This window comes from Dyadobacter frigoris, assembly GCF_005280585.1.
Classification (GTDB): domain Bacteria; phylum Bacteroidota; class Bacteroidia; order Cytophagales; family Spirosomataceae; genus Dyadobacter; species Dyadobacter frigoris.
In genome coordinates, this window is sequence record NZ_SZVO01000011.1 from 126,933 (window position 1) to 149,644 (window position 22,712).

Annotated in this window: 34 protein-coding genes; 1 reads left to right on the forward strand and 33 read right to left on the reverse strand. The window is 40.0% G+C overall.

Annotation, left to right across the window (positions count from 1 at the left end; genetic code table 11):
* Positions 1 to 23 precede the first annotated feature (23 nt).
* From FDK13_RS22520 to rpsL, 33 genes are all read right to left on the reverse strand, one after another.
* Entirely contained in the window at positions 24 to 1,013 is a 990-nt protein-coding gene (locus FDK13_RS22520) for a DNA-directed RNA polymerase subunit alpha (protein ID WP_090341206.1), read from the reverse strand.
* A 137-nt stretch (positions 1,014 to 1,150) separates the two neighbouring features.
* The gene (gene rpsD / locus FDK13_RS22525; protein ID WP_137342278.1) at positions 1,151 to 1,756 is read right to left on the reverse strand and encodes a 30S ribosomal protein S4; all 606 of its coding nucleotides are present in this window, start codon (positions 1,754 to 1,756) and stop codon (positions 1,151 to 1,153) included.
* Between the two features lie 91 nt (positions 1,757 to 1,847).
* A complete protein-coding gene (gene rpsK / locus FDK13_RS22530; RefSeq protein WP_137342279.1) occupies positions 1,848 to 2,243 on the reverse strand; it encodes a 30S ribosomal protein S11 in 396 nt (131 codons plus the stop codon).
* Between the two features lie 42 nt (positions 2,244 to 2,285).
* A complete protein-coding gene (rpsM, locus tag FDK13_RS22535; RefSeq protein WP_137342280.1) occupies positions 2,286 to 2,663 on the reverse strand; it encodes a 30S ribosomal protein S13 in 378 nt (125 codons plus the stop codon).
* Between the two features lie 6 nt (positions 2,664 to 2,669).
* Entirely contained in the window at positions 2,670 to 2,786 is a 117-nt protein-coding gene (gene rpmJ, locus FDK13_RS22540; RefSeq protein WP_090341197.1) for a 50S ribosomal protein L36, read from the reverse strand.
* A 48-nt stretch (positions 2,787 to 2,834) separates the two neighbouring features.
* Complete coding sequence (infA, locus tag FDK13_RS22545) at positions 2,835 to 3,053, reverse strand: translation initiation factor IF-1 (RefSeq protein WP_090341195.1); 219 nt, start codon at positions 3,051 to 3,053, stop codon at positions 2,835 to 2,837.
* Positions 3,054 to 3,065: 12 nt separating this feature from the next.
* Complete coding sequence (gene map / locus FDK13_RS22550) at positions 3,066 to 3,863, reverse strand: type I methionyl aminopeptidase (RefSeq protein WP_137342281.1); 798 nt, start codon at positions 3,861 to 3,863, stop codon at positions 3,066 to 3,068.
* 6 nt (positions 3,864 to 3,869) lie between these two features.
* Positions 3,870 to 5,183: a preprotein translocase subunit SecY gene (secY, locus tag FDK13_RS22555; protein ID WP_137342282.1), complete on the reverse strand. Its 1,314-nt coding sequence runs from the start codon at positions 5,181 to 5,183 to the stop codon at positions 3,870 to 3,872.
* 65 nt (positions 5,184 to 5,248) lie between these two features.
* On the reverse strand, positions 5,249 to 5,695 hold the full coding sequence (gene rplO, locus FDK13_RS22560; RefSeq protein ID WP_137342283.1) for a 50S ribosomal protein L15: 447 nt from the start codon (positions 5,693 to 5,695) through the stop codon (positions 5,249 to 5,251).
* A 14-nt stretch (positions 5,696 to 5,709) separates the two neighbouring features.
* A complete protein-coding gene (gene rpmD / locus FDK13_RS22565) occupies positions 5,710 to 5,889 on the reverse strand; it encodes a 50S ribosomal protein L30 (RefSeq protein WP_137342284.1) in 180 nt (59 codons plus the stop codon).
* A 36-nt stretch (positions 5,890 to 5,925) separates the two neighbouring features.
* The gene (rpsE, locus tag FDK13_RS22570; protein ID WP_090341189.1) at positions 5,926 to 6,441 is read right to left on the reverse strand and encodes a 30S ribosomal protein S5; all 516 of its coding nucleotides are present in this window, start codon (positions 6,439 to 6,441) and stop codon (positions 5,926 to 5,928) included.
* A 15-nt stretch (positions 6,442 to 6,456) separates the two neighbouring features.
* Positions 6,457 to 6,810 carry a 50S ribosomal protein L18 gene (gene rplR / locus FDK13_RS22575; protein ID WP_137342285.1) on the reverse strand — a complete coding sequence of 118 codons (354 nt, stop codon included), beginning with the start codon at positions 6,808 to 6,810 and terminating at the stop codon, positions 6,457 to 6,459.
* Positions 6,811 to 6,859: 49 nt separating this feature from the next.
* The gene (rplF, locus tag FDK13_RS22580) at positions 6,860 to 7,414 is read right to left on the reverse strand and encodes a 50S ribosomal protein L6 (protein WP_137342286.1); all 555 of its coding nucleotides are present in this window, start codon (positions 7,412 to 7,414) and stop codon (positions 6,860 to 6,862) included.
* 21 nt (positions 7,415 to 7,435) lie between these two features.
* Positions 7,436 to 7,834 carry a 30S ribosomal protein S8 gene (rpsH, locus tag FDK13_RS22585; RefSeq protein WP_090341180.1) on the reverse strand — a complete coding sequence of 133 codons (399 nt, stop codon included), beginning with the start codon at positions 7,832 to 7,834 and terminating at the stop codon, positions 7,436 to 7,438.
* 77 nt (positions 7,835 to 7,911) lie between these two features.
* Positions 7,912 to 8,181, reverse strand: a complete 270-nt coding sequence (gene rpsN / locus FDK13_RS22590) for a 30S ribosomal protein S14 (protein WP_090341179.1) — start codon at positions 8,179 to 8,181, stop codon at positions 7,912 to 7,914.
* A gap of 27 nt (positions 8,182 to 8,208) precedes the next feature.
* Positions 8,209 to 8,769 (reverse strand): 50S ribosomal protein L5, encoded by a 561-nt coding sequence (gene rplE, locus FDK13_RS22595; protein WP_137342287.1) that lies wholly within the window; start codon positions 8,767 to 8,769, stop codon positions 8,209 to 8,211.
* Positions 8,770 to 8,848: 79 nt separating this feature from the next.
* Positions 8,849 to 9,190 (reverse strand): 50S ribosomal protein L24, encoded by a 342-nt coding sequence (gene rplX / locus FDK13_RS22600; RefSeq protein WP_137342288.1) that lies wholly within the window; start codon positions 9,188 to 9,190, stop codon positions 8,849 to 8,851.
* 49 nt (positions 9,191 to 9,239) lie between these two features.
* A complete protein-coding gene (gene rplN, locus FDK13_RS22605) occupies positions 9,240 to 9,608 on the reverse strand; it encodes a 50S ribosomal protein L14 (RefSeq protein ID WP_090341176.1) in 369 nt (122 codons plus the stop codon).
* A gap of 3 nt (positions 9,609 to 9,611) precedes the next feature.
* Positions 9,612 to 9,875: a 30S ribosomal protein S17 gene (gene rpsQ / locus FDK13_RS22610; RefSeq protein ID WP_090341174.1), complete on the reverse strand. Its 264-nt coding sequence runs from the start codon at positions 9,873 to 9,875 to the stop codon at positions 9,612 to 9,614.
* Between the two features lie 16 nt (positions 9,876 to 9,891).
* Positions 9,892 to 10,086 carry a 50S ribosomal protein L29 gene (gene rpmC, locus FDK13_RS22615; protein ID WP_137342289.1) on the reverse strand — a complete coding sequence of 65 codons (195 nt, stop codon included), beginning with the start codon at positions 10,084 to 10,086 and terminating at the stop codon, positions 9,892 to 9,894.
* 42 nt (positions 10,087 to 10,128) lie between these two features.
* Positions 10,129 to 10,554 carry a 50S ribosomal protein L16 gene (gene rplP / locus FDK13_RS22620; protein ID WP_137342290.1) on the reverse strand — a complete coding sequence of 142 codons (426 nt, stop codon included), beginning with the start codon at positions 10,552 to 10,554 and terminating at the stop codon, positions 10,129 to 10,131.
* A gap of 47 nt (positions 10,555 to 10,601) precedes the next feature.
* Positions 10,602 to 11,429 (reverse strand): 30S ribosomal protein S3, encoded by an 828-nt coding sequence (gene rpsC, locus FDK13_RS22625; RefSeq protein WP_137342291.1) that lies wholly within the window; start codon positions 11,427 to 11,429, stop codon positions 10,602 to 10,604.
* Positions 11,430 to 11,447: 18 nt separating this feature from the next.
* Positions 11,448 to 11,849 carry a 50S ribosomal protein L22 gene (rplV, locus tag FDK13_RS22630; RefSeq protein ID WP_090341163.1) on the reverse strand — a complete coding sequence of 134 codons (402 nt, stop codon included), beginning with the start codon at positions 11,847 to 11,849 and terminating at the stop codon, positions 11,448 to 11,450.
* Positions 11,850 to 11,904: 55 nt separating this feature from the next.
* The gene (gene rpsS / locus FDK13_RS22635) at positions 11,905 to 12,183 is read right to left on the reverse strand and encodes a 30S ribosomal protein S19 (RefSeq protein WP_137342292.1); all 279 of its coding nucleotides are present in this window, start codon (positions 12,181 to 12,183) and stop codon (positions 11,905 to 11,907) included.
* 9 nt (positions 12,184 to 12,192) lie between these two features.
* On the reverse strand, positions 12,193 to 13,017 hold the full coding sequence (gene rplB, locus FDK13_RS22640) for a 50S ribosomal protein L2 (RefSeq protein ID WP_090341157.1): 825 nt from the start codon (positions 13,015 to 13,017) through the stop codon (positions 12,193 to 12,195).
* Positions 13,018 to 13,063: 46 nt separating this feature from the next.
* Positions 13,064 to 13,351: a 50S ribosomal protein L23 gene (gene rplW, locus FDK13_RS22645; RefSeq protein WP_090341154.1), complete on the reverse strand. Its 288-nt coding sequence runs from the start codon at positions 13,349 to 13,351 to the stop codon at positions 13,064 to 13,066.
* Between the two features lie 2 nt (positions 13,352 to 13,353).
* Entirely contained in the window at positions 13,354 to 13,983 is a 630-nt protein-coding gene (gene rplD / locus FDK13_RS22650) for a 50S ribosomal protein L4 (RefSeq protein WP_137342293.1), read from the reverse strand.
* Between the two features lie 5 nt (positions 13,984 to 13,988).
* Positions 13,989 to 14,609, reverse strand: coding sequence for a 50S ribosomal protein L3 (gene rplC, locus FDK13_RS22655; protein ID WP_137342294.1), 621 nt, complete (start codon positions 14,607 to 14,609; stop codon positions 13,989 to 13,991).
* 283 nt (positions 14,610 to 14,892) lie between these two features.
* On the reverse strand, positions 14,893 to 15,198 hold the full coding sequence (rpsJ, locus tag FDK13_RS22660; RefSeq protein WP_015813787.1) for a 30S ribosomal protein S10: 306 nt from the start codon (positions 15,196 to 15,198) through the stop codon (positions 14,893 to 14,895).
* Between the two features lie 136 nt (positions 15,199 to 15,334).
* The gene (fusA, locus tag FDK13_RS22665; RefSeq protein WP_137342295.1) at positions 15,335 to 17,455 is read right to left on the reverse strand and encodes an elongation factor G; all 2,121 of its coding nucleotides are present in this window, start codon (positions 17,453 to 17,455) and stop codon (positions 15,335 to 15,337) included.
* Between the two features lie 229 nt (positions 17,456 to 17,684).
* Complete coding sequence (locus tag FDK13_RS22670) at positions 17,685 to 18,875, reverse strand: leucine-rich repeat domain-containing protein (RefSeq protein ID WP_137342296.1); 1,191 nt, start codon at positions 18,873 to 18,875, stop codon at positions 17,685 to 17,687.
* A 194-nt stretch (positions 18,876 to 19,069) separates the two neighbouring features.
* Positions 19,070 to 19,537, reverse strand: coding sequence for a 30S ribosomal protein S7 (rpsG, locus tag FDK13_RS22675; protein WP_090341140.1), 468 nt, complete (start codon positions 19,535 to 19,537; stop codon positions 19,070 to 19,072).
* A gap of 123 nt (positions 19,538 to 19,660) precedes the next feature.
* Positions 19,661 to 20,071: a 30S ribosomal protein S12 gene (gene rpsL / locus FDK13_RS22680; protein WP_137342297.1), complete on the reverse strand. Its 411-nt coding sequence runs from the start codon at positions 20,069 to 20,071 to the stop codon at positions 19,661 to 19,663.
* Between the two features lie 580 nt (positions 20,072 to 20,651).
* Between rpsL and FDK13_RS22685 the strand changes: the two genes are divergently transcribed.
* A complete protein-coding gene (locus FDK13_RS22685; protein WP_445438713.1) occupies positions 20,652 to 22,673 on the forward strand; it encodes a CHU_0125 family OmpA-like outer membrane integrity protein in 2,022 nt (673 codons plus the stop codon).
* Positions 22,674 to 22,712 lie beyond the last annotated feature (39 nt).

Here is a 22,712-nt window from a genome sequence, read left to right on the forward strand (position 1 = left end):
ACAGACTTATTATGGAATTTATTTTATTCTTCGTCCAAACGATATTTGGCAACATCCATTCCAAATACCAGTTGTTTGTCAGCAACAAGTTGCTCCAACTCAGTCAGAGATTTTTTACCGAAGTTACGGAACTTCATCATGTCCGAAATTTCAAGTCTTACTAAATCACCTAAAGACTTAACGTCAGCAGATTTCAAACAGTTGTAAGCACGAACTGAAAGATCCAACTCCGACAATGAAGTTTTAAGCAATTTCCTCATACGCAACATTTCTTCATCAACCTGATTATCTTCCTCAGCTTTCTGTTTCTCAAACGTCATAGTCTGATCAGAGAATAGCATAAAGTGTTGAATCAAAATATTCGCAGCTCCTTTAAGAGCATCTTCAGGGTGGATTGACCCATCAGTTTGAATATCAATTAAAAGACGTTCGTAATCTGTACGTTGTTCAACACGCGTGTTTTCAACGCTGTATTTTACATTTTTAATCGGTGTATAGATAGAATCCATTGCGATGTATCCGAAAGGCAATTCATTTGCTCTTGGCTCATCCGCAGGAACGTATCCTCTTCCTTTATCCAACAAAAGCTCCATTTCGAACTCCTTGTTGTCGTCAATGTGACAAATTACTTGATCAGGATTTAAAACTTCGAAAGCGCTGGTAAACTTGCTGATGTCACCGGCTGTAATAACCGATACATTTTTAAGGTTAACAACAATTCTGCTCTCGTTTAAATCCGATACTTTTTTAAATCGAACCATTTTAAGGTTCAGGATGATTTCTGTTACATCCTCAACAATACCTTCAATGGACGAAAATTCATGAAGCACACCAGGGAACTTCACGCTCGTGATGGCATAGCCTTCCAAAGATGAAAGAAGAATCCTGCGTAACGCATTACCGATTGTTACGCCATACCCTTTCTCTAAAGGCTTAAACTCAAACAACCCGTGAAAGTCGTCTGCTTTTTCCATGACGACCTTATCAGGCATTTGGAAAGCTAATATTGACATAGTCCTTGCTCCTTTTATAGTAGTAAATGATAGTTGATCACGCTACCGTTACCTTTGCGATCGCAAATATTGCCGTTTTTCGGCTACAAGCACGCTCCAAGAATGAAGCGTGCTCATAAAATTTTGAAGATTACTTATTATTTCGAGTACAACTCAACGATAAGTTGCTCGTTGATATTTTCAGGAATCTGTTCGCGGTCAGGGAAAGTTATAAATTTACCTGAAAGCTCCTGTCCATTCCATTCTAACCAGTTAAAACCTTTAGAACTGTGGCCAGCTAAGCTTTCCGAAACAGCTTCAAGAGATTTAGATTTTTCACGAACTGTAACAGTTTGTCCAGGGCGCAAAGAATACGAAGGTATATTAACCAGTTCTCCATCAACAAGAATATGTTTGTGAGAGACCAACTGACGAGCTGCACGTCTTGTAGGAGCAATTCCTAAACGATAAACTGTGTTATCAAGACGAGCTTCGCAGAAACGGAGTAAGTTTTCACCAGTAAGACCTTCTTTTACAGACGCTTTTTCGAAGAGATTACGAAACTGTCTTTCAAGAATACCGTAGATAAACTTAACTTTTTGCTTTTCCATTAATTGTAAAGCGTATTCCGATTTTTTGGAACGACGACCCTTTCCGTGTACTCCGGGTGGGTAATTTTTCTTTGCAAGTGCTTTGCTAGGGCCTAAAATTGGTTCTCCGTAGCGTCTTGCAATCTTTGATTTGGGACCTGTGTAACGAGCCATTTGATACTAATTGTTTGTAATGTTAATGATAACCATTCTGTAACCCCAGTGTCCAAATTACGAATGAAGAAATCATTGGATAAAAAATAAACTAAACTCTTCTTCTTTTCGGAGGACGACATCCGTTGTGAGGAAGTGGAGTAATATCACGGATTGTGGTTACTTCAATTCCTGCATTTTGAATCGTACGAATCGCCGACTCACGACCTGAACCAGGTCCTTTAACAAAAATTTCAGCTTTACGCATTCCAAGGTCAAACGCTACCTGAGCACAGTTTTGTGCTGCAGTCTGAGCTGCATAAGGCGTGTTTTTCTTAGAACCACGGAATCCCATTTTACCAGCCGAAGCCCATGAGATCACCTGTCCATTATTGTTAGTGATAGAGATGATGATGTTGTTGAAAGAAGCTCTGATGTGTACCTGACCCACAGACTCTACTACAACAACTCTCTTTTTTGCCTTGTCTTTTCTTTTATTTTGTGCCATTGCTTATGGAATAAGATGTGGCTGTGATGCCACACTCATTGTTTATTTAGTAGCCTTTTTCTTGTTCGCGATTGTCTTGCGTTTACCCTTACGAGTACGAGAGTTATTCTTGGTTCTCTGTCCGCGCAATGGCAATCCCTTACGATGACGAAGGCCACGGTAACAAGCAATATCCATTAAGCGTTTGATACTCAATTGAACCTCCGACTTTAGTGCTCCCTCAACTTTATATTCGCCTGAAATAACAGAACGAATAGCCCCTGACTCTTCATCTGTCCAGTCAAGTACTTTTTTATCCAGATCCACACCTGCTTTGTCCAGAATTTTCTTCGCAGTACTGCGACCAATTCCAAAAATGTAAGTTAAGGCAATCTCGCCTCTTTTACGGTCGGGGATATCAACTCCTGAAATACGTGCCATAATTTATTAACCTTGTCTTTGTTTATACCGTGGGTTCTTCTTGTTTATTACGTAGACCTTACCCTTCCGGCGTATGACTTTACAGTCTACACTGCGCTTTTTTACTGATGCTTTAACTTTCATCTTACTTACAATAGTTATTTCCTAAACTAATCTATTCAAACTCTTAGCTTACTTGTATCGGTATACAATTCTGGCTTTCGATAAGTCGTATGGAGACATTTCAAGCTTTACACGGTCGCCAGGTAAAATTTTAATATAATGCATCCTCATTTTACCTGAAATGTGTGCTATTACTTCGTGTTTATTTTCCAATACTACACGAAACATTGCATTCGAGAGTGCCTCTAAAATTACTCCGTCTTGCTCAATTGATGCTTGTTTTGCCATTCGTAGCTTTTATTACTTTACTTCAACCATTAGGCTGGTATTCGCCGTGACTTGTTCTATATAATCAAAAGTGGTAAGAATTTCAGCTTTTCCTTTACGCACTACAATAGTATGTTCAAAATGAGCAGAGTATTTACGATCCGTTGTCCTGATTGTCCAGCCGTCTTTCTCCTGCATAACTGACTTAGTACCTAAGTTAATCATCGGTTCGATCGCCAAAACCATTCCTTCTTTCAAACGTAATCCTTTTCCTCTTTTTCCGTAGTTAGGAACTTCCGGGCTTTCATGTAGTTCTCTTCCTACACCATGACCTACAAGTTCACGAACAACAGTGTAACCTCTTTCTTCGCAATAATGTTGCACAGCAAAACCGATATCGCCTATTCTTAATCCGTCAACTGCTTGTTCAATTCCCTTATAAAGAGATTTTTTGGTGGCAGTTAAAAGATCCATTACCTCTTTTGATACTTCCCCCACAGGATATGTGTAAGCACTGTCACTGTGGAATCCATTTAACTTAACACCGCAATCAATTGAAACAATGTCTCCGTCTTTTAGTTCATAATTCCCGGGAATTCCGTGAACTACTACTTCATTTACAGACATACAAAGTGAAGCAGGGAAATTGTTGAAACCTTTAAAGGAGGGGATACCTCCGAAGCTTCTGATATAATCCTCAGCGATTGTGTCAAGCTTTTTAGTGGTGATTCCTGGTTTTATCCATTGTGCCACTTCGGCATGTGCCTTACCCAAAACCTGAGCACTTTCTTTAATGAGGTTTATTTCCTCTTCTGTTTTCAAATAAATCATTCCAAATCAGATAGCGACACTTTCAGTCCTACCTTTTACACGTCCGGATTTCATAAGTCCTTCATATCTCCTCATTAGAAGATAGCTTTCCACTTGCTGCAAAGTATCCAAAACAACACCTACCATGATAAGTAAAGATGTTCCTCCGAAGAAATGAGCAAAGTCAGTTGATACACCAGCCAAACTTGCAAAAGCAGGCAAGGTAGCTACGATAGCTAACATGAGTGAACCAGGGAAAGTAATACGGTCCAATACCGAACTGATATATTCAGAAGTTTGCTGACCTGGCTTAACACCTGGAATAAAACCGCCTCCTCTTTTCATATCATCTGCAATTTGCTGCGGGTTAACCGAGATTGCAGTATAAAAGAAAGTAAAAACGATAATAAGGAAAGCAAACAACAAATTGTATTGCCAGGTTGTATAGTTTGCAAAAATAGTGGCCACGTTACTCGCGAAGTCACTTTTCTCTGCAAAATAAGACGCTCCAAGTGAAGGAATGAACATTAACGCCTGAGCGAAAATAATTGGCATTACACCAGCTGCGTTCAGTTTCAATGGAAGGTATTGACGTTGGCCACCCATAACGCGGTTACCAACTACCTGTTTTGCATATTGTATTGGTATACGGCGTACTGCCTGCGTTAACATCACAGCGCCCATGATCACAAAATACAAGGCTACAATTTCTAACACGAAAAGCAAGATTCCACCCGTTCCTCTTGAAGAGAACTCTTTAAGAATTGCACCCGGAAAACGGGAAACAATACCAATCATAATCAACATTGAGATACCGTTTCCTACACCTTTATCCGTAATACGCTCACCCAACCACATACAGAACATTGTTCCGGCTGCAAGGACAAAAACAGAAGATATAGAAAACAAGCTGCGTGAAACCAATAATGCTTCATCAGGAACAGTTGTATTTAAATACGCAGTCCCTTGTACCAGTGTAACAACAATCGTTAGTACCCTTGTAATTTGATTTAACTTCTTACGCCCTGATTCTCCTTCTTTTTGCATCTTCTGGAAATATGGCAATGCCATAGTCAACAGCTGAATTGCAATGGAAGCAGAAATGTAAGGCATGATACCCAACGCAAAGATGGATGCTTTACTAAAAGCTCCACCTAAGAAAGTATCCAGAAGACCTAATAAACCCTGTGATGAAAAATTCATCTGATCCGGTTCTACACCAGGCAAAGCTACATAAGACCCTAAACGGAATATTGTTATAAACAAAAGAGTGTTGAGAATTCTTGTTCTCAACTCCTCAATCGAAAATATATGTTTTATCGTCTCAAAAAATCGTTTCATGTTATGGGGCTTACATTATCTGTTCGATAATCAAACATACACGGTTTAGAACTGAACCAACAAGGTTACAACTTAACGGCTTTACCACCTGCTTTTTCAATTGCTTCAACAGCAGACGAAGAAAAACCATTTGCCTGAATTTCAACAGCAGAAGTGATTTCACCACGGCTAAGGATTTTCACAAGGTCTTTTTTCGCACAAAGTCCGTTTTCACGAAGCAAATCAAGCGTGATAACAGTAACATTCAATTTTTCAACAAGAGCCTGAATTGCATCAAGATTTAATGCTTTGTATTCTACTCTGTTAATGTTGTTAAAACCGAATTTAGGCAAACGTCTTTGAAGAGGCATCTGGCCACCTTCAAAACCCAATTTACGGCTGTAACCTGAACGAGACTGTGCTCCATTATGTCCACGTGCAGAAGTTCCGCCTAAACCGGATCCCTGACCACGTCCGACACGTTTTCCGACTTTAACGGATCCAGCTGCCGGTTTTAATGAACTAAGATTCATACTTTTAGTATTTATTAGATTTCTTCAACTAAAACTAAGTGACTTACCTTACGGATCATACCCGCAATGGCGTCGGTATTTTCCTTCTCAACCGTACGGTTAATCTTACCTAGGCCTAACGCCTGGATAGTTAACTTTTGTCTTTCCGGACGATCGATAACACTTTTAATTTGTGTAATACGTACTTTTGACATAATTACTCTCAGATAAAGGATAATCCCCTGTAAGGATTATCCGTTGAATACTTTGTCCAATTTAACTCCACGTTGGAAAGCAACCTGATGAGGAGCTCTCATTTTCAAAAGAGCGTCAATTGTAGCTTTTATAACGTTATGCGGATTCGAAGAACCTTTTGACTTAGCAAGTACGTCTTTGATACCAGCACTTTCAAGAACGGCACGCATTGGCCCGCCCGCAAGAACTCCTGTACCAGGAGCTGCTGGCTTGATCAATACAAACCCACCGCTGAATTTACCTTCCATCGCATGAGGAACAGTGTTTTTCAACATTGGAATTTGAATCAAATTCTTTTTAGCATCATCAATTCCTTTGGCAATAGCATCTGTTACTTCATTTGCTTTACCTAGTCCATGACCTACCACACCTTTTCCGTCACCCACAACCACGATGGCAGAGAAACTAAAACGACGACCGCCTTTTACTACTTTTGCTACCCGATTGATCGCTACTACGCGTTCTTTCAGATCCGATTCGTTAACCTTTGAAGGTTTTGTATTTGTAGACATAGTCTTTGCTTATTCTTAGAATTTCAGGCCACCCTCGCGAGCTCCTTCGGCCAATGCTTTAACTTTACCATGGTACAAATATCCGTTACGGTCAAATACTACCGCAAGAATACCTGCTGCCTGCGCCTTTTCGGCAATCTTCTTTCCAACTGCAAGAGCTGCCTCTACGTTAGAACTTTCTTTTCTCTCACCAAGGTCAAGCGTCGAAGCACTTACCAGGGTTATTCCTTGAATATCATCAATGATTTGAGCATAGATGCTAGTGTTTGAACGGAAAACCGAAAGACGGGGACGTTCAGCACTACCTTTCACTTTCTTACGGATGTGATATTTAAGGCGTTGTCTTCTATCTACTTTTGAGGTAGCCATTTTAAATCTTATCTAAACTTAGTTAACAAAATCATCCTGTGGCTACGCACTATTTCTTAGCAGACTTACCAGCTTTGCGGCGAACGATTTCACCAACAAAACGAATACCCTTACCTTTATAAGGTTCTACTTTACGTAGAGACTTAATTTTAGCAGCAACAGAACCTATCAATTCCTTGTCAATACCTTCCAAAATTACTTTTGGATTCTGACCTTTTTCGGAAGTGGTTGTAATTTTCAGTTCATCAGGAATAGACATAAAAATATTATGTGAATATCCCAATTGTAACTCTAAAACGTTACCAACGGCACTGGCTTTATAACCAACACCGATGATTTCCAATTCCTTTTTGTAACCCGTCTCAACACCAATAACCATGTTATTAATAAGTGAGCGGTACAATCCGTGCAAAGCCTTATGGCGCTTTTGTTCGCTAGGACGCTTAACTTTCAGTTCGCCGCCTTCAATTTCAATTGAAATATCAGTATCAACAGACTGAGTAAGTGTTCCTTTTGGACCTTTTACCGAAACCAGGTTGTCGTCCGATACTGAGATCGAAACGCCGGCTGGTATAGCGATTAATTTATTTCCTATTCGTGACATTTCCTGAATAACTTTATAATATTAGTACACGAAACATAACACCTCTCCACCTACATTCAGTGTTTTGGCTTCCTTATCTGTCATTACACCTTTCGATGTAGAGATAATTACAGTTCCAAGACCACCCAAAACGCGAGGTAGTGTAGATGTCCCGGAGTACTTGCGTAACCCTGGCTTACTAACTCTTTGCAATTTAACAATCGCATTTTGTTTCGTAACAGGATTGTATTTCAAGGCTATCTTGATTACACCCTGAGGGCCGACTTCGTCAAATTTATAACTCTGGATATACCCTTTATCAAAAAGTACCTTCGTTATTTCTTTTTTTATGTTGGATGCAGGTATCTCAACAACCCTGTGCTTCGCTTTGATGGCGTTTCTGAGTCTCGTCAGATAATCTGCTATGGGATCCGTTAACATTTTTTATGCCTAGTTTAAACACTTCCTTAAAACGGGAGTGCAAAGTTAAGTAATTGAAATCAGAATTGAAAGTATTCCTACCAACTTGATTTTGTAACACCCGGAATTTTACCATCTGAGGCCATTTCCCGGAACAGAACTCTTGAGATTCCGAATTTTCGCATGTATCCACGAGGTCTTCCTGTGATTTTGCAACGATTGTGCAGACGTACAGGCGATGAGTTACGGGGTAATTTATCTAGGCCAACCCAATCCTCAGCAGCCTTTAATGTTTTACGCTTTTCAGCATAACGAGCTACTAAAGCTTGTCTTTTTCTTTCCCGTGCTTTTACTGATTCTTTTGCCATTGTCGGTAAATATCTTAATCTTAAGAATTATCCTTGTTTGTTCGCATTAGTGAAAGGCATACCAAGTGCTTTCAACAATTCGTAACTTTCTTCGTCAGAATTTGTTGAAGTAACAAATGTGATATCCATACCTGTAATCTTGTTTACCTTTTCGATAGAGATTTCAGGGAAGATGATCTGTTCTTTCACACCAAAAGTATAATTTCCACGACCGTCAAATCCTTTGTCGCTGATTCCTTTGAAATCACGTACACGAGGCATCGCGATAGCTGTCAAACGATCAAGGAATTCGTACATACGATCTCCGCGTAGTGTTACTTTTGCTCCAATCGGCATGTTTTCACGCAACTTAAAGTTGGAAACCGCCTTTTTAGAAATGGTAGCAATTGCTTTCTGTCCTGTAATCAATCCAAGCTCTTCAACTCCTGTATCAACCAGTTTCTTGTCAGATACGGCTGCGCCAATACCTTTGTTGATAACAATTTTAGTCAAGCGAGGTACTTGCATTACAGACTTGTACTCAAACTTTTCTTTCAGCTGCGAAACTACTTCGCTAACGTACTTTTCTTTTAATCTCGGCTGTGCCATTTTTCTGATTTAATTATGTGGATTGCCGACCCACGCGCTTCGTATATAAAACTAACAACTGGCCCCAAAACCGGGAGACTTATAAAAAGTCTCCTGATTTTTTAGAGAACCGCTGTAACTTTCCTTTTTCGTTTGCTTTACGTCCCGTACGAGTCGCTTCGCCAGTCTTAGGATCTATTACCATCAGGTTACTGATATGAATAGTACCTTCACGTTTTTCGATGTTTCCCTGTGGGTTCTGTGCATTTGGTTTTACGTGTTTCGTAATCAAATTAACACCTTCCACAGTTGCTCTTGATTTCTCAATAAGCACAGTTTTGATAACCCCTGTTTCACCTTTCGCATTTCCGGAAATTACTTTAACAGTATCTCCTTTGCGTATGTGCAATTTAGCGGGTAGGTTTTTATTTTTGCTTTCCATTTGAGGTATTCTCTTATCGGTTCTAAAGAAATACTTTTGTTTTTATTTCTTACAACACTTCCGGTGCCAGGGAAACAATCTTCATAAATTGTTTTTCACGCAATTCACGCGCTACTGGACCGAAGATACGTGATCCACGTGGTTCGTCGTTGTTGTTAAGTAAAACGGCTGCATTATCTTCAAAGCGAATGTATGTACCATCCTTGCGGCGTACTTCCTTTTTAGTCCGTACAACCACGGCTTTTGAAACCGTTCCTTTTTTCATGCTGCTCGATGAAAGAGCAGACTTTACTGTTACGACGATCTTATCGCCTACTGAAGCATAGCGTTTGCCAGTTCCGCCAAGTACACGTATTACGAGTACTTCCTTCGCTCCACTGTTGTCTGCTACCGACAGTCTTGATTCTTGCTGTACCATTTGTTACTTAGCTTTTTCAAGGATTTCTATTAATCTCCAACGCTTATTCTTACTAAGCGGACGTGTTTCCATAACTTTGATCGTATCACCGATACCAACCTGGTTATTTTCGTCATGCACCATAAGTTTGGTAGTTTTAGTCATAAACTTACCATATTTTTCGTGCTTAACTTTACGCTCAACAGTGATCACGCAGGATTTCTCCATTTTGTTGCTCACTACTTTACCGACTCTTTCTTTCCGTAAATTTCTTTCTGTTGCCTCCATAATTTCTTAAACTGATTTACTGTTGGTTAGTTTTAGCCGACAGTTCGGTCAATAGTTTTGCAATTTCCTTACGCGAGGCGCGAATACGCAAAGGGTTTTCGATCGGTGAAATAGCGTGCGCGAATTTCAATCGAAGTAAGCGCTCTCTTTCTTGTGCGATCTGTTCTTTCAGCTGATCCTGCGACAGGTCTTGTATTTCTTTACTAGTCATTGCTTATAATAATTAGCGTTCTTAGATACGTTCGGGGTTGGTCTATTCTTGATAATCCCGACGTACCACGAACTTTGTTTTAATTGGCAACTTTTGTGCAGCCAAACGCAATGCTTCGTTAGCAGTTTCCAGTGTAACACCGGTTGCTTCGAAGATGATTGTTCCCGGCTTGATTGGTGCTACCCAATACTCAGGAGCTCCTTTACCTTTACCCATACGAACCTCTGCAGGTTTCTTTGTGATAGGCTTGTCAGGGAATACACGAATCCATACCTGGCCTTCACGTTTCATAGCGCGTGTAACTGAAATACGCGCTGCTTCTATCTGACGTGCTGTTAGCCAGCCTGGCTCAAGCGACTTGATTGCGAAAGATCCGAAAGCGATTTCTGCGCCACGAGTGGCAAGTCCCTTTTCTGAACCTTTGTTTTTTTGTTGCTTGCGAAATTTTGTTCTTTTCGGCTGTAACATGATTCTAATCTATTTGAACCGATTTCACAAAATCGGAAAATGTCTGATTACTTCTTCTTATTTCTACTTCTCTTACGACGATCCGCTTCGCTTCCTCCGCCACCGCCTTCACTACCACCGCCACGGTTACTATCGTTTCCGCCACGACCACCTCTTCTGTCCTTGTTACGGTCGTTTCCGCCGCCTGATCCTGTTCCTCTGTCGCTTCTGTCAGCAGCAGCTGTTGCAGCACTTGGAGTCAAATCACGCTTTCCGTACAATTCACCTTTGAAGATCCAAACTTTGATACCTATTTTACCATAGATCGTTTGTGCTTCCGAGATTGCATAGTCAATATCCGCTCTCAATGTATGTAGAGGAATACGTCCTTCTTTATACTCTTCAGTACGAGCCATTTCAGCTCCACCCAAACGTCCCGCAAGACGGATTTTGATACCTTGAGTTCCTACACGCATGGCAGAAGCGATTGATTGCTTCATTGCACGACGGTAAGAGATACGAGCTTGTAGTTGTTGTGCAATTGCTTCTCCAACTAATTTTGCATCAATCTCAGGACGTTTAATTTCGTAGATGTTAATCTGAACGTCTTTTCCTGTGATTTTTTTAAGCTCTTCTTTGATCTTGTCAACTTCACTACCACCTTTACCAATTACTATACCCGGACGAGCCGTGTGAATTGTAAGCGTGATGCGTTTCAGTGTACGCTCGATAACTACTTTAGAGATTGATCCTTTTGGGATACGTGCTTTTATGTAGTTACGAATTTTTTCGTCTTCAACAAGTTTGTCAGAAAAATCTTTTCCTCCATACCAGCTAGAGTCCCAGCCTCTAACAATTCCTAGTCTCAGACCTATAGGATTAACCTTTTGTCCCATTCGAAATAGATCGTTTACTTATGATTCGGTGATTACTTTGTTTTCCACGCTTGCGGCAACATCCGTTGTGGCAACTTCCGCTTTGTCATCAACCACAAGTGTAATGTGGTTTGAACGCTTACGGATTCTGTGTGCTCTTCCTTGCGGTGCAGGGCGCAAACGCTTCAACATACGTCCACCGTCAATAAATACGGTTTTAACATAAAGATCAGCGTCTTCCAGCTTTGCATCTTCATTCAATTGTTGCCAGTTGGCAACTGCAGAAAGTAAAACTTTGTGCAAAATTGGTGAAGAAGCTCTTGGTTGAAACTTTAACAGCGCCAACGCTTTGCTGACCTTTTGTCCGCGAATCATGTCGGCTACTAATCTCATCTTACGAGGAGAAGTAGGCACATTTCTTAATATAGCTCTTGCTTCCATGTTCTTTCAGATATAGGCTGGTTCCGATTGACGAAACCCAGCTATCGTCGACTAATTATTTTCTACCTTTATCTTTTTTGGCGGTGTGACCACGGAAGTTACGCGTTGGCGAAAACTCTCCTAATTTGTGTCCTACCATGTTTTCAGTTACATAAACCGGTATGAACTTGTTACCGTTGTGAACTGCGAATGTATGTCCAATAAAATCCGGAGAGATCATTGAGCGTCTTGACCATGTCTTAATTACCGACTTACGAGCTGCGCTGTTCATCGTCTGAATCTTGATGTCCAGACGAAAGTCGATGTATGGTCCTTTTTTTAATGAGCGTGCCATATTATTATATTATTTTTTACGACGGCTGATAATCAATTTCTCAGAATGCTTATTGCGATCACGAGTCTTAAGTCCTTTTGAGAACTGTCCGTTTCTTGATCTAGGCTGGCCTCCTGATGAGCGGCCTTCACCACCACCCATTGGGTGATCGACTGGGTTCATAGCAACACCACGAACTCTTGGGCGACGACCTAACCAACGTTTACGGCCTGCTTTACCGTAATTCACATTCATGTGACTTGAATTGGAAACTGTTCCAACCGTTGCGATACAAGTTGAAAGAATCATACGCATTTCGCCAGATGGCATTTTTATTACTGCGTACTTACCTTCACGCGCTACAAGCTGAGCATAAGCTCCTGCGCTTCTTGCAAACTGACCACCTTTACCAGGCGTCAATTCAATATTGTGAACAATTGTACCGATTGGCATTGAACCTAGTGGAAGAGCATTTCCCATTTCTGGTGCTACTGAGCTTCCTGAAACAATTACTTGTCCCACTTTCAATCCGTTCGGTGCGATTACGTATCTTTTTTCGTCATCAGCATACTGTACCAGAGCGATACGTGCTGAGCGGTTTGGATCGTATTCAATTGTAAGAACTGTTGCTGGTGCATCAAAACGATTTCTTTTGAAATCGATAACACGGTATCTGCGTTTGTGACCACCACCTATATGTCGCATGGTACGATGTCCGGAGCTATTACGACCACCTGTTCTTTTAACAGGCTCTAATAGGCTCTTTTCAGGTTTTGACGCTGTGATCTCCTCAAAAGCAGGAGCCATGCGAAAACGTTGACCAGCACTTGTCGGTTTTAATTTTTTAACTGCCATTGCTATACTTAAACTCTTCTAAGATTTGAATAGATCAACCAAAATTCTAAGCTTCACCGTAAATGTCGATGATCTCACCTTCAGCTACTGTTACAATAGCTTTCTTAATGGTTGACGTTTTTCCACTTACAAACTTTCCTCCCGATGTGCGGGATTTGCTTTTTCCAATGCTGCGCATTGTATGAACGCTCTCTACGGTAACCCCAAACAGTTTCTCGATAGCCTTTTTGATTTCAACCTTGTTAGAAGTAAGTGTTACTTCAAAGGCATACTTTCCCTGACCACCCTGAGCCGTTACCTTTTCTGTTATAATCGGTCGTTTCAGTACACTCATCACTATTTGTTTAATAGGGTTTCCAAATTAGACAGAGCAGATTCACTTATTAAAAGGCGGTCTGCATTCATCAGATCATATGTATTTACCAAATCAACAGTAGTAACTTTCGCTTTCGGAACGTTTCTGCTTGACAGGTACACATTGTTATCAACTTCTGAAAGAATCAACAATGTTTTTGTATTCACTAATGAAAGTGAATTAAGTACAGTCAAATATGACTTAGTTTTTGGCGCATCAAAAGTAAATGCTTCCAATACAGAGATAGCGTCAACTTTCGCTTTCGCAGAAAGAGCAGAAATACGCGCTAACGTTTTCACTTTTCTGTTGATTTTGAAAGTGTAGTTACGAGGGCGAGGACCGAATATACGACCACCACCGATGAAAACTGGTGACTTAATGCTACCTGCACGGGCACCACCGGTACCTTTTTGGCGCTTAATTTTACGTGTTGAGTGATTGATCTCAGCACGTTCTTTTGACTTGTGTGTACCCTGGCGCTGATTGGCCAAGTACAGTTTCACGTCGAGATAGATCGCATGCTCGTTAGGTTCGATGCCGAAGATTTCTTCAGACATTGTTACCTTCTTGCCGGTATCTTCTCCTTTTATATTTAATACGGACAGTTCCATTGGTACTATTTCTCAATGATTAGAAATGAATTCTTTGAACCCGGTACTGAGCCACTTACAACTATAAGATTTTGCTCAGGTATCACTTTCAGAATACGCAAATTCTGAATTTTTACACGATTGTTACCCATGCGCCCACCCATACGAATGCCTTTAAATACGCGTGACGGGAACGAACAAGCACCAATCGAACCTGGGTGACGTGCACGGTTATGCTGACCGTGTGTTTGTCCACCAACTCCTGCGAAACCATGACGTTTTACAACACCCTGGAAACCGCGGCCTTTGGCAGAACCTACTACATCCACGAATTCACCTTCTTCAAATACATCTTGTACTGATAGTGAAGTTCCAAGTTCATGCTGCACTTCAAATTCCTTAAACTCAACAAGCTTATGCTTTGGAGTTGTACCGGCCTTTTTGAAGTGACCTATTAACGGCTGAGTAGAGTTTTTCTCTCTTTTCTCGCCAAAACCTAATTGGATGGCCTTATAACCATCCTTTTCCTCGGACCTAACTTGTGTAACAACACAAGGACCAGCTTGAATCACAGTACATGCCAGAGCCTGCCCGTCAGCATTGTACAAACTAGTCATTCCGATTTTTTTACCTATTAAACCAGACATCGTAATTAATTTAAATTAGCAGGTAAAACCCTATTCTTTAAAACGGACTGCAAAGATAGAAATTTGAATTTTTATATCAAAGCGGTTTTTTATTATTTCTCACTGATAATCAGCAAAAAAGGTCAGATGTACTAAACATCTGACCTCAGTTAATTCCTGGCACTAATCGAATACAAAAAAACATTCGAATTATTACCTGAATGAGCTCAGATGCGGTTTCCAATTATTAAGGACCTTCACCCAATTATGTAAATGACTTAATTAAATAAGCCTGTAAGAATCACTAAACTTTGATCTCTACATCAACACCGCTTGGCAATTCAAGCTTCATCAGTGCATCAACAGTTTTTGCACTTGTAGAGAAAATGTCTACCAGACGTTTGTAAGTACAAAGCTGGAATTGTTCACGCGACTTTTTGTTCACGTGAGGAGAACGTAAAACAGTGAATTTCTCTGTTTTAGTTGGCAATGGGATTGGACCGCTAACAACGGCGCCAGTTGCCTTAACAGCCTTAACGATCTTCTCAGCCGATTTGTCAACTAAGTTGTGATCGAATGACCGCAATTTGATACGAATTTTTTGATTCATCTTATTTGCTTATTTCCGGTTCTTGAAAATTTGAGCGGAACGAATCCCGACAATCCACCAGCGAAAGAACCATTTACTTCACTGGCTTAAATATTTTTAGCCACTGCCCTTTTCAGAGCAGTGGCTAATATTTTTATTAAGCTTTAACTAAGCCTTTTGCTTTCTCAATTACTGTATCAGAGATATGCTGCGGTACAATTTCGTAGTAAGCGAAAGTCAACGAAGCAGTAGCACGTCCGGATGACATCGTACGAAGATCTGTTACATAACCGAACAATTCAGATAAAGGAACGTCCGCTTTGATAACCTGAGCACCATTACGCGAATCCATACCTCTCATGATACCACGACGACGGTTAAGGTCACCTGTGATAGGTCCAGTGTATTCGTCAGGCGTAAGTACTTCAACGTGCATAACCGGCTCCATCAATTTAGAACCTGCGTGACGTGCTGATTCTCTGAAACCAATTTTAGCTGCTAATTCAAAAGATAGTGCATCTGAATCGACATCGTGGAATGAACCGTGGTACAAACGCACTTTCATCGAATCCAAAGGATATCCACCCAAAGCACCATTCGACATAGAAGCTTCGAACCCTTTTTGTATCGGAGCGATAAATTCACGAGGAATAGTACCACCTACAATCTGGTTAACGAACTGTAAACCAGTTTTTGGCTCTTGTCCTTCTTCGTTGTCGTCTCTTGGTCCGATTTCAAAAAGGATATCGGCAAACTTACCACGACCACCCGTTTGTTTCTTGTAAACTTCACGGTGTTCAAAGTTCTTGGTAAGAACCTCTTTGTAAGCAACCTGAGGAGCACCCTGGTTTACTTCAACTTTAAATTCACGACGCATACGGTCGATGATAATTTCAAGGTGAAGTTCTCCCATTCCTTTGATGATCGTCTGACCTGTTTCTTCGTTACTTTCAACTTGTAACGTAGGATCTTCTTCGATCAGTTTAGTGATTGCCTTGCTAAAGTTATCAGCATCCGCAGCTTTCTTAGGCTCAATTGCGTAACCAATTACAGGCTCAGGGAATACCATTGATTCAAGAACGATTGGGTTCTTTTCGTCAGATAAAGTATCACCGGTTTTAATATCTTTGAAACCTACTACCGCTCCAATATCACCCGCTTCAAGACGATCAATTTGATTTTGCTTGTTTGCGTGCATTTGGAAAATACGAGAGATACGCTCCTTATTTCCTGAACGGTTGTTCAACACATAAGAACCTGAATCAAGATATCCTGAATAAGAACGGATAAAGCAAAGACGTCCTACATAAGGGTCAGTTGCAATTTTAAACGCTAGTGCACAGAAGGGATCTGCATCCGTTGGCTGACGTGATATTTCAAGACCAGTACGTGGATCAGTTCCGATGATGCTTTCACGATCCTGAGGAGAAGGCAAAATTGCCATCACATAATCAAGCATCGTTTGAACACCTTTGTTTTTAAAAGAAGAACCACAAACCATAGGAACGATTTTCATACTGATTGTCGCTGCGCGCAAAGCTGCAAGAATTTCATCTTCCGAGATTGAAGTAGGATCTTCAAAATATTTTTCCATCAAAGTGTCATCGAATTCGGCAACAGCTTCAAGAAGTTTCTCTCTCCATTCAGTTGCTTCTTCAATCATATCTTCAGGAATCGGAACTTCTTTGAAAGTCATTCCTTTATCTTCTTCATTCCATTCGATACCACGGAAATTGATAAGGTCAACTACACCTCTGAAAGTATCTTCAGCACCAATTGGCAATTGAAGAGGGACAGCGTAGCTACCAAGCATTTCTTTCACCTGCGCACAAACTTTAAGAAAGTCTGCACCAGAACGGTCCATTTTATTTACGAAACCGATACGTGCTACATTATAGTTGTTAGCCAAACGCCAGTTCGTTTCTGACTGAGGCTCAACCCCATCAACCGCACTGAATAAGAAAACCAATCCATCCAATACACGAAGAGAACGGTTTACCTCAACAGTAAAGTCAACGTGACCTGGTGTATCAATAATGTTGATATGGTATTTTTCATTACGGTAAGTCCAATCTACTGTTGTAGCAGCCGAAGTAATGGTAATACCACGCTCTTGCTCCTGCTCCATCCAGTCCATTGTAGCAGCACCATCATGTACTTCTCCAATTTTATGGCTTACTCCTGCGTAATAAAGAATACGCTCGGTGGTTGTAGTTTTACCCGCATCAATGTGCGCAGCAATACCAATATTTCTTGTTAATCTTAGATCACGTGCCATGGCAAATGGTGCTGTTATTTATATTCGTTGTGCAATTCAATTCTTGAAGCAAGTCTGAACATTCTTAGGGCATTTTCACACCACTGCAAAAAATTCAGAGTGCAAAAGTATAAATAGTTGATTATAAAAACAATGGTGAAGAGATATTTTTTAGAAATATTTAGGTTATTAACAAAAGCTAGTGTTTGCGTCTAGAAAAATACAGGCGTTATCAGCTTTATTTTTGCAACTAATTACAAACAACGAATTTAACATTGTCAGGCTTTCCCCAATTTATGTCTGACTCAAGTGGTAATTCATTAACACAAATGGAGGATAATTTTGGGGAACTTCCAATTATAAACTTTTGCAAATTCTTACAGGGCCGTAAGTCCAGACTTGAAAGTTCTATCCAGTTATCCCCGTAAAATTCCTTTAACATGGTATTACCTGCAAGATTTATCTCACGAAGTTTTGAATCATGAATTACGAGATTTTCAAGTTTTGTATTCGATCTCAAATCCAGCTTCTCAAATCCAGGGCGCAAGTACAAACTTTTCAGTTTTGGTAATGATGAAAAATCCACTGGTTTAACACCACCGCTTAACGACAATGATATGACGTCAGGTATTGCCTTAAAATCGAGTAATACATCATTTGAGTAATAAAGTTGTATAGTATCAAGTTTTGAAAGGCCGGGTAATTTTAAATCTATATCAGAGGCACCTAAAATCAGAAAACTTAAATTTGCAAGCATACTAACGTCCAACGTTTTCAACGCTGGTGAATAACAAATTAACTTTTTTAGATTTAAATTCCTGCTTAGGTCTAATTTTGAGAATCGCTCGCCACCAGGTGCGCTTAGAATTTCCAATGCCGTATTTTTGGACAAATCAAGCGTCTCTAAATCATAATTGTCATCACAAAAGATTTCCCGAAGTTTAGTATTTTGACTCAAATCCAACTTGGATAAATGATTACCTCTGCAATTAAGAATTTTCAGCTCTTTACAATTGCTGATATTCAAATATTTAAGACTTTTACGCTCCCCGCCGACTTCCATTCCGGTTTCTATGTGCAATGATTCCAGCTTGGTATTGCTACTTAAATCCAGTGAATCCGGCTTGGTGTAAAGCGCGGTTAAGGATTTAAGATTTACAAAATATTCTATTCCTTTTAATCCCTGTATCTCTTCTTTCACCTGCGGCCGGATAACGAGCGTTTCAATATTTTTAACATCCATGTATCGAATCTTGCCATCTTCCTTGCCTAGTTTGTCAATCCCTAAACGAATTAATTCTTTCTCAAAACCTTTGTCAAAAAGTACAAGAGAATTGTCGCTTAATATTTCCTCACCGATTTCAATAACAGGTTCAACCTTTTTGGAATGACAGGAAAGAATCATGATCAGGCATAAGCCCAGAATGCAGAAATTTTTCATAGCTAAATTTTTTAGGTGAGTTGTTGAGTAAAAGCTTCTTAACTTATTTTGAAAAGAAAATTAAACGTTCAATTCAATCCTTAAATTTAAAATAAAAATCTAAGTTGTAACCATTCGTGCATAAAATAAAAAAAATCCGGCTACCGCATAAAATGCAGTAGCCGGATTTAACAGATACGTTATAAAACGATTTCCTAGAAACGGAAATGCGAGAATGCTTTGTTCGCATCCGCCATACGGTGCGTATCGTCTTTTTTCTTAACAGCAGCACCTTCACCTTTAGCAGCAGCAACGATTTCACCAGCCAAACGGTCTACCATAGTTTTCTCTCCACGCTTACGAGCGTAGTTGATCAACCATTTCATACCCAAAGCTTGCTTACGTTCCGGACGTACTTCAGTTGGAACCTGGAAAGTAGCACCACCCACACGACGGCTTTTTACTTCAACAGATGGAGTTACATTGTTCAATGCTTTTTTCCAGGTTTCAAGACCACTTTCGCTGGTTTTTTTCTCAACCACTTCTAATGCGTCATAAAAAATTGTGAAAGCAATGCTTTTCTTGCCTTGAAGCATCAGGTTGTTTACAAATTTTGTAACCTGTACATCTCTGAACTTAGGATCAGGCAGGATATATCTTTTCTTTGGTTTGGACTTTCTCATTTTAATACTTAATGTTTTACACGAGGTTTCGTTTTGCAACTTATTCACCCTGAACAGAATCCAGGATTACTTCCCTTTTATTTATCAGAATAGTTCTTTAATAAAAGCAGAGAGAGTTACTTTTTATTTTTTCTTACCTTTTACCGGTGCTGCAACTTGTCCTGGTTTAGGGCGTTTTGCACCGTATTTAGAACGACGTTGTTTACGTCCGCTAACACCTGCAGTATCTAATGCTCCACGAATAATGTGGTAACGAACACCTGGTAAATCTTTAACACGACCACCACGGATCAAAACGATCGAGTGCTCTTGCAAGTTGTGGCCTTCACCCGGGATGTAGGCATTCACTTCTTTGTTGTTAGAAAGACGAACACGCGCAACTTTACGAAGTGCTGAGTTCGGTTTCTTTGGCGTTGTCGTATATACACGAGTACATACTCCACGACGCTGAGGGCAAGAATCCAAAGCCGGTGACTTGGATTTCCATGTAATGGTCTCTCTACCTTTACGGACTAATTGTGAAATAGTTGGCATTTAATGAATTGATTTTAATCTAGTTAATCAACTAATCGATTATTTTGAAAACAATATTCTCTAAAAATCGGACTGCAAAAGTAACAGACTTAACCTGATTTACAAAATGTTAATAATATTTTTTTAACCAAACAGTATACAATAGTCCTTTTAAAGCCATCCGATATCATTTAGGATTACGGGTTTATTACATTATCTTATCTGAATTGAAGCTGCAATAGCAGGTTTTGTTATATTAAAAAGTTACTTTGCAACAAAACAAAGGTATATTTCGATTAATAGGAGTAATCACGAAACTTGTTGTCTGCATTATTTAAGACAAAAATTAAATTTTTGAAAAAAGTTAAAATATAACCCCACGGAAAAATTAATCGTGATTTGTAACTGTTGTTTAACAAAAATCCAGCCCTAATCATTATATAATGCCGCCGGGTAACTATTTTAGGACGATCATTTTATTTTTTCGATAAAATTATTTGTCCTTCATATCCAGAATTTTATTTCCAAACGTTGTTTAGTAGTATTGTCTTTTAGAACCCATAAACGCTCATCAAATTCGTTAGCATTTATACATAATTATATGAAAATATTGCGGTGTAATTTTACCCTCGTTATTAGTATTCTGGTACTAGGCACGTTCCTGGCTGGTTGTAATTCTGCCATGCAGGCTTATAAAGACGGAATAAAGAAATTTGATAATGGGGAGTACGATCTCGCCATTAAAGGTTTGGAAAAAGCGGCGGCAGCAAACTATGAACCAACGCAGACAAACTTCATGATTGCCGAATCCTATCGCCTTTCTAACCGTTTTAAGGAAGCTATTCCTTTTTATAAAAAAGCATTGGATGGTGGTACCACAAATCCGGAAGCTCAGTTTCAATATGCTTATGCTTTGAAAACTACCGGGCAGTATAAAGAAGCAGCTGATCAGTTTGCTTTATTTGCGAAAGCGACGAACAGCCCGAAAAATTTACAGGAAAGGGCTTTACGCGAAATTGAAATTCTAAAAATCACAGACAAATTAAGCATTGAAAAAATGCCTGATGTGAAATTGAAAGATATTCCTTTTAACGGCGCTGGCTCTGACTTCTCCCCTACCGTTCTTGGTAATGAGCTCGTTTTTTCTTCTTCCAAAAAAGAAAAGATCTATAAAAATAACGGCCAGTCTATGTTAGGCCTTTACAAAATTGCTCTTGGAAAAGATCCAGGCGAAACGCAGGGAACATCTGAATTATTCAGTAAGGATATTTTCGCGCCTGATGCAAATGAAGGTTCCCCCGCTTTTAGTCCGGATGGTAAAATGCTGATTTTTGCACGTGGTAATACGGGGAAAAAGAAAGGTACTGCTGATGTGGATTTATACCAAAGCCGGAATGTTAACGGACAATGGACGCCGCCAGCAATTTTGCCGATCAACGATTCTCTGGCCTGGGATGGTTCTCCTTCGTTTTCCCGTGATGGAAAAACATTATATTTTGCTTCAAATCGTGCTGGTGGAGCAGGTGGAATTGATTTATACAGAACAAATATTGATGCATCCGGCCGTTTCAGCAAACCAGTGAATATGGGCCGTGATATTAATACCGCTGGTGATGATATGTTCCCATACGTCGCCGAGGGGGGAAAACTTTATTTTGCCTCAGACGGACATCCTGGCTTAGGAAAACTGGATTTATTTTCAGCAACCCGTACGCAAGGTGTTATCACGATCGAAAACCTTGGATTACCATTTAATAGTCCCCAGGATGATTTTGGACTGATGTTTTACAAAAAAAAGGATCAGGGATTTTTCGCTTCCAACCGAGAAGGTGGAAAAGGCGACGATGATATTTATTACTTCTTTACACCCAAAGCACCGGATACTACGATTGCTGTAAAAGATCCGATGGATCCTTTGAATCCGCAAAATCCGAATTATATCGAAGGAAAATTAAAGACAGTTCGTTATTTCCTTGCGGGTGATGTTTATGATAACTCAACAAATCCAACACCGATCGATTCTGCGATTGTTCACATTTTACCCGATACCTCGGATACCCAAATTGCCCAGCTGAAAACAAATGCTGCCGGTAAGTTCGGAACACAGCCGGTTGAAGAAGGAAGATCATATGTTCTTTTGGTAACGAAAAAAGGATTCATTAGTAAAAGAGAACCATTCTCGATGAACGGCCGCAGCATTCCACCGATCTTTTTGACAAAAGTATTAACGGATACGACGTATCAGGTTTCCATCAAACTGGACAGACTTGAATTAAACAAAACGTTTGTGCTTGACAATATTTATTATGATTTGAATAAATATAATATCCGTCCGGATGCGGCGATTGAACTTGACAAATTGGTTCAAATCCTGAAAGATAATCCGACGATGAACATTGAATTAAGTTCTCATACAGATGCCCGTGCTACGGATGCGTACAATATGACGCTTTCTCAAAACAGGGCCGAGTCGGCGGTAAAGTATTTAAATCTGAAAGGAATTGAAGCCGAAAGGTTAACGGCCAAAGGTTATGGCGAGCGCCAATTGATTATTCCAAATGCTAAAACAGAAGAAGAACATCAGCGAAACCGTCGTACAGAATTTACGATTTTGAGTTACTAATTTTTGTCTCAAAATTATCGGAATCCAACAAAATCAGTC

What these genes read in the sequence shown, in the direction of transcription:
- FDK13_RS22520 (WP_090341206.1), bottom strand. Translation starts at nt 1,013, where the DNA reads ATGTCAATATTAGCTTTCCAAATGCCTGATAAGGTCGTCATGGAAAAA.
- rpsD (WP_137342278.1), bottom strand. Translation starts at nt 1,756, where the DNA reads ATGGCTCGTTACACAGGTCCCAAATCAAAGATTGCAAGACGCTACGGA.
- rpsK (WP_137342279.1), bottom strand. Translation starts at nt 2,243, where the DNA reads ATGGCACAAAATAAAAGAAAAGACAAGGCAAAAAAGAGAGTTGTTGTA.
- rpsM (WP_137342280.1), bottom strand. Translation starts at nt 2,663, where the DNA reads ATGGCACGTATTTCAGGAGTTGATATCCCCGACCGTAAAAGAGGCGAG.
- rpmJ (WP_090341197.1), bottom strand. Translation starts at nt 2,786, where the DNA reads ATGAAAGTTAAAGCATCAGTAAAAAAGCGCAGTGTAGACTGTAAAGTC.
- infA (WP_090341195.1), bottom strand. Translation starts at nt 3,053, where the DNA reads ATGGCAAAACAAGCATCAATTGAGCAAGACGGAGTAATTTTAGAGGCA.
- map (WP_137342281.1), bottom strand. Translation starts at nt 3,863, where the DNA reads ATGATTTATTTGAAAACAGAAGAGGAAATAAACCTCATTAAAGAAAGT.
- secY (WP_137342282.1), bottom strand. Translation starts at nt 5,183, where the DNA reads ATGAAACGATTTTTTGAGACGATAAAACATATATTTTCGATTGAGGAG.
- rplO (WP_137342283.1), bottom strand. Translation starts at nt 5,695, where the DNA reads ATGAATCTTAGTTCATTAAAACCGGCAGCTGGATCCGTTAAAGTCGGA.
- rpmD (WP_137342284.1), bottom strand. Translation starts at nt 5,889, where the DNA reads ATGTCAAAAGTACGTATTACACAAATTAAAAGTGTTATCGATCGTCCG.
- rpsE (WP_090341189.1), bottom strand. Translation starts at nt 6,441, where the DNA reads ATGTCTACAAATACAAAACCTTCAAAGGTTAACGAATCGGATCTGAAA.
- rplR (WP_137342285.1), bottom strand. Translation starts at nt 6,810, where the DNA reads ATGGCTACCTCAAAAGTAGATAGAAGACAACGCCTTAAATATCACATC.
- rplF (WP_137342286.1), bottom strand. Translation starts at nt 7,414, where the DNA reads ATGTCACGAATAGGAAATAAATTAATCGCTATACCAGCCGGCGTTTCG.
- rpsH (WP_090341180.1), bottom strand. Translation starts at nt 7,834, where the DNA reads ATGTTAACGGATCCCATAGCAGATTATCTGACGAGACTCAGAAACGCC.
- rpsN (WP_090341179.1), bottom strand. Translation starts at nt 8,181, where the DNA reads ATGGCAAAAGAATCAGTAAAAGCACGGGAAAGAAAAAGACAAGCTTTA.
- rplE (WP_137342287.1), bottom strand. Translation starts at nt 8,769, where the DNA reads ATGGCACAGCCGAGATTAAAAGAAAAGTACGTTAGCGAAGTAGTTTCG.
- rplX (WP_137342288.1), bottom strand. Translation starts at nt 9,190, where the DNA reads ATGGAAAGCAAAAATAAAAACCTACCCGCTAAATTGCACATACGCAAA.
- rplN (WP_090341176.1), bottom strand. Translation starts at nt 9,608, where the DNA reads ATGGTACAGCAAGAATCAAGACTGTCGGTAGCAGACAACAGTGGAGCG.
- rpsQ (WP_090341174.1), bottom strand. Translation starts at nt 9,875, where the DNA reads ATGGAGGCAACAGAAAGAAATTTACGGAAAGAAAGAGTCGGTAAAGTA.
- rpmC (WP_137342289.1), bottom strand. Translation starts at nt 10,086, where the DNA reads ATGACTAGTAAAGAAATACAAGACCTGTCGCAGGATCAGCTGAAAGAA.
- rplP (WP_137342290.1), bottom strand. Translation starts at nt 10,554, where the DNA reads ATGTTACAGCCGAAAAGAACAAAATTTCGCAAGCAACAAAAAAACAAA.
- rpsC (WP_137342291.1), bottom strand. Translation starts at nt 11,429, where the DNA reads ATGGGACAAAAGGTTAATCCTATAGGTCTGAGACTAGGAATTGTTAGA.
- rplV (WP_090341163.1), bottom strand. Translation starts at nt 11,849, where the DNA reads ATGGAAGCAAGAGCTATATTAAGAAATGTGCCTACTTCTCCTCGTAAG.
- rpsS (WP_137342292.1), bottom strand. Translation starts at nt 12,183, where the DNA reads ATGGCACGCTCATTAAAAAAAGGACCATACATCGACTTTCGTCTGGAC.
- rplB (WP_090341157.1), bottom strand. Translation starts at nt 13,017, where the DNA reads ATGGCAGTTAAAAAATTAAAACCGACAAGTGCTGGTCAACGTTTTCGC.
- rplW (WP_090341154.1), bottom strand. Translation starts at nt 13,351, where the DNA reads ATGAGTGTACTGAAACGACCGATTATAACAGAAAAGGTAACGGCTCAG.
- rplD (WP_137342293.1), bottom strand. Translation starts at nt 13,983, where the DNA reads ATGGAACTGTCCGTATTAAATATAAAAGGAGAAGATACCGGCAAGAAG.
- rplC (WP_137342294.1), bottom strand. Translation starts at nt 14,609, where the DNA reads ATGTCTGGTTTAATAGGTAAAAAAATCGGAATGACTAGTTTGTACAAT.
- rpsJ (WP_015813787.1), bottom strand. Translation starts at nt 15,198, where the DNA reads ATGAATCAAAAAATTCGTATCAAATTGCGGTCATTCGATCACAACTTA.
- fusA (WP_137342295.1), bottom strand. Translation starts at nt 17,455, where the DNA reads ATGGCACGTGATCTAAGATTAACAAGAAATATTGGTATTGCTGCGCAC.
- FDK13_RS22670 (WP_137342296.1), bottom strand. Translation starts at nt 18,875, where the DNA reads ATGAAAAATTTCTGCATTCTGGGCTTATGCCTGATCATGATTCTTTCC.
- rpsG (WP_090341140.1), bottom strand. Translation starts at nt 19,537, where the DNA reads ATGAGAAAGTCCAAACCAAAGAAAAGATATATCCTGCCTGATCCTAAG.
- rpsL (WP_137342297.1), bottom strand. Translation starts at nt 20,071, where the DNA reads ATGCCAACTATTTCACAATTAGTCCGTAAAGGTAGAGAGACCATTACA.
- FDK13_RS22685 (WP_445438713.1), top strand. Translation starts at nt 20,652, where the DNA reads ATGAAAATATTGCGGTGTAATTTTACCCTCGTTATTAGTATTCTGGTA.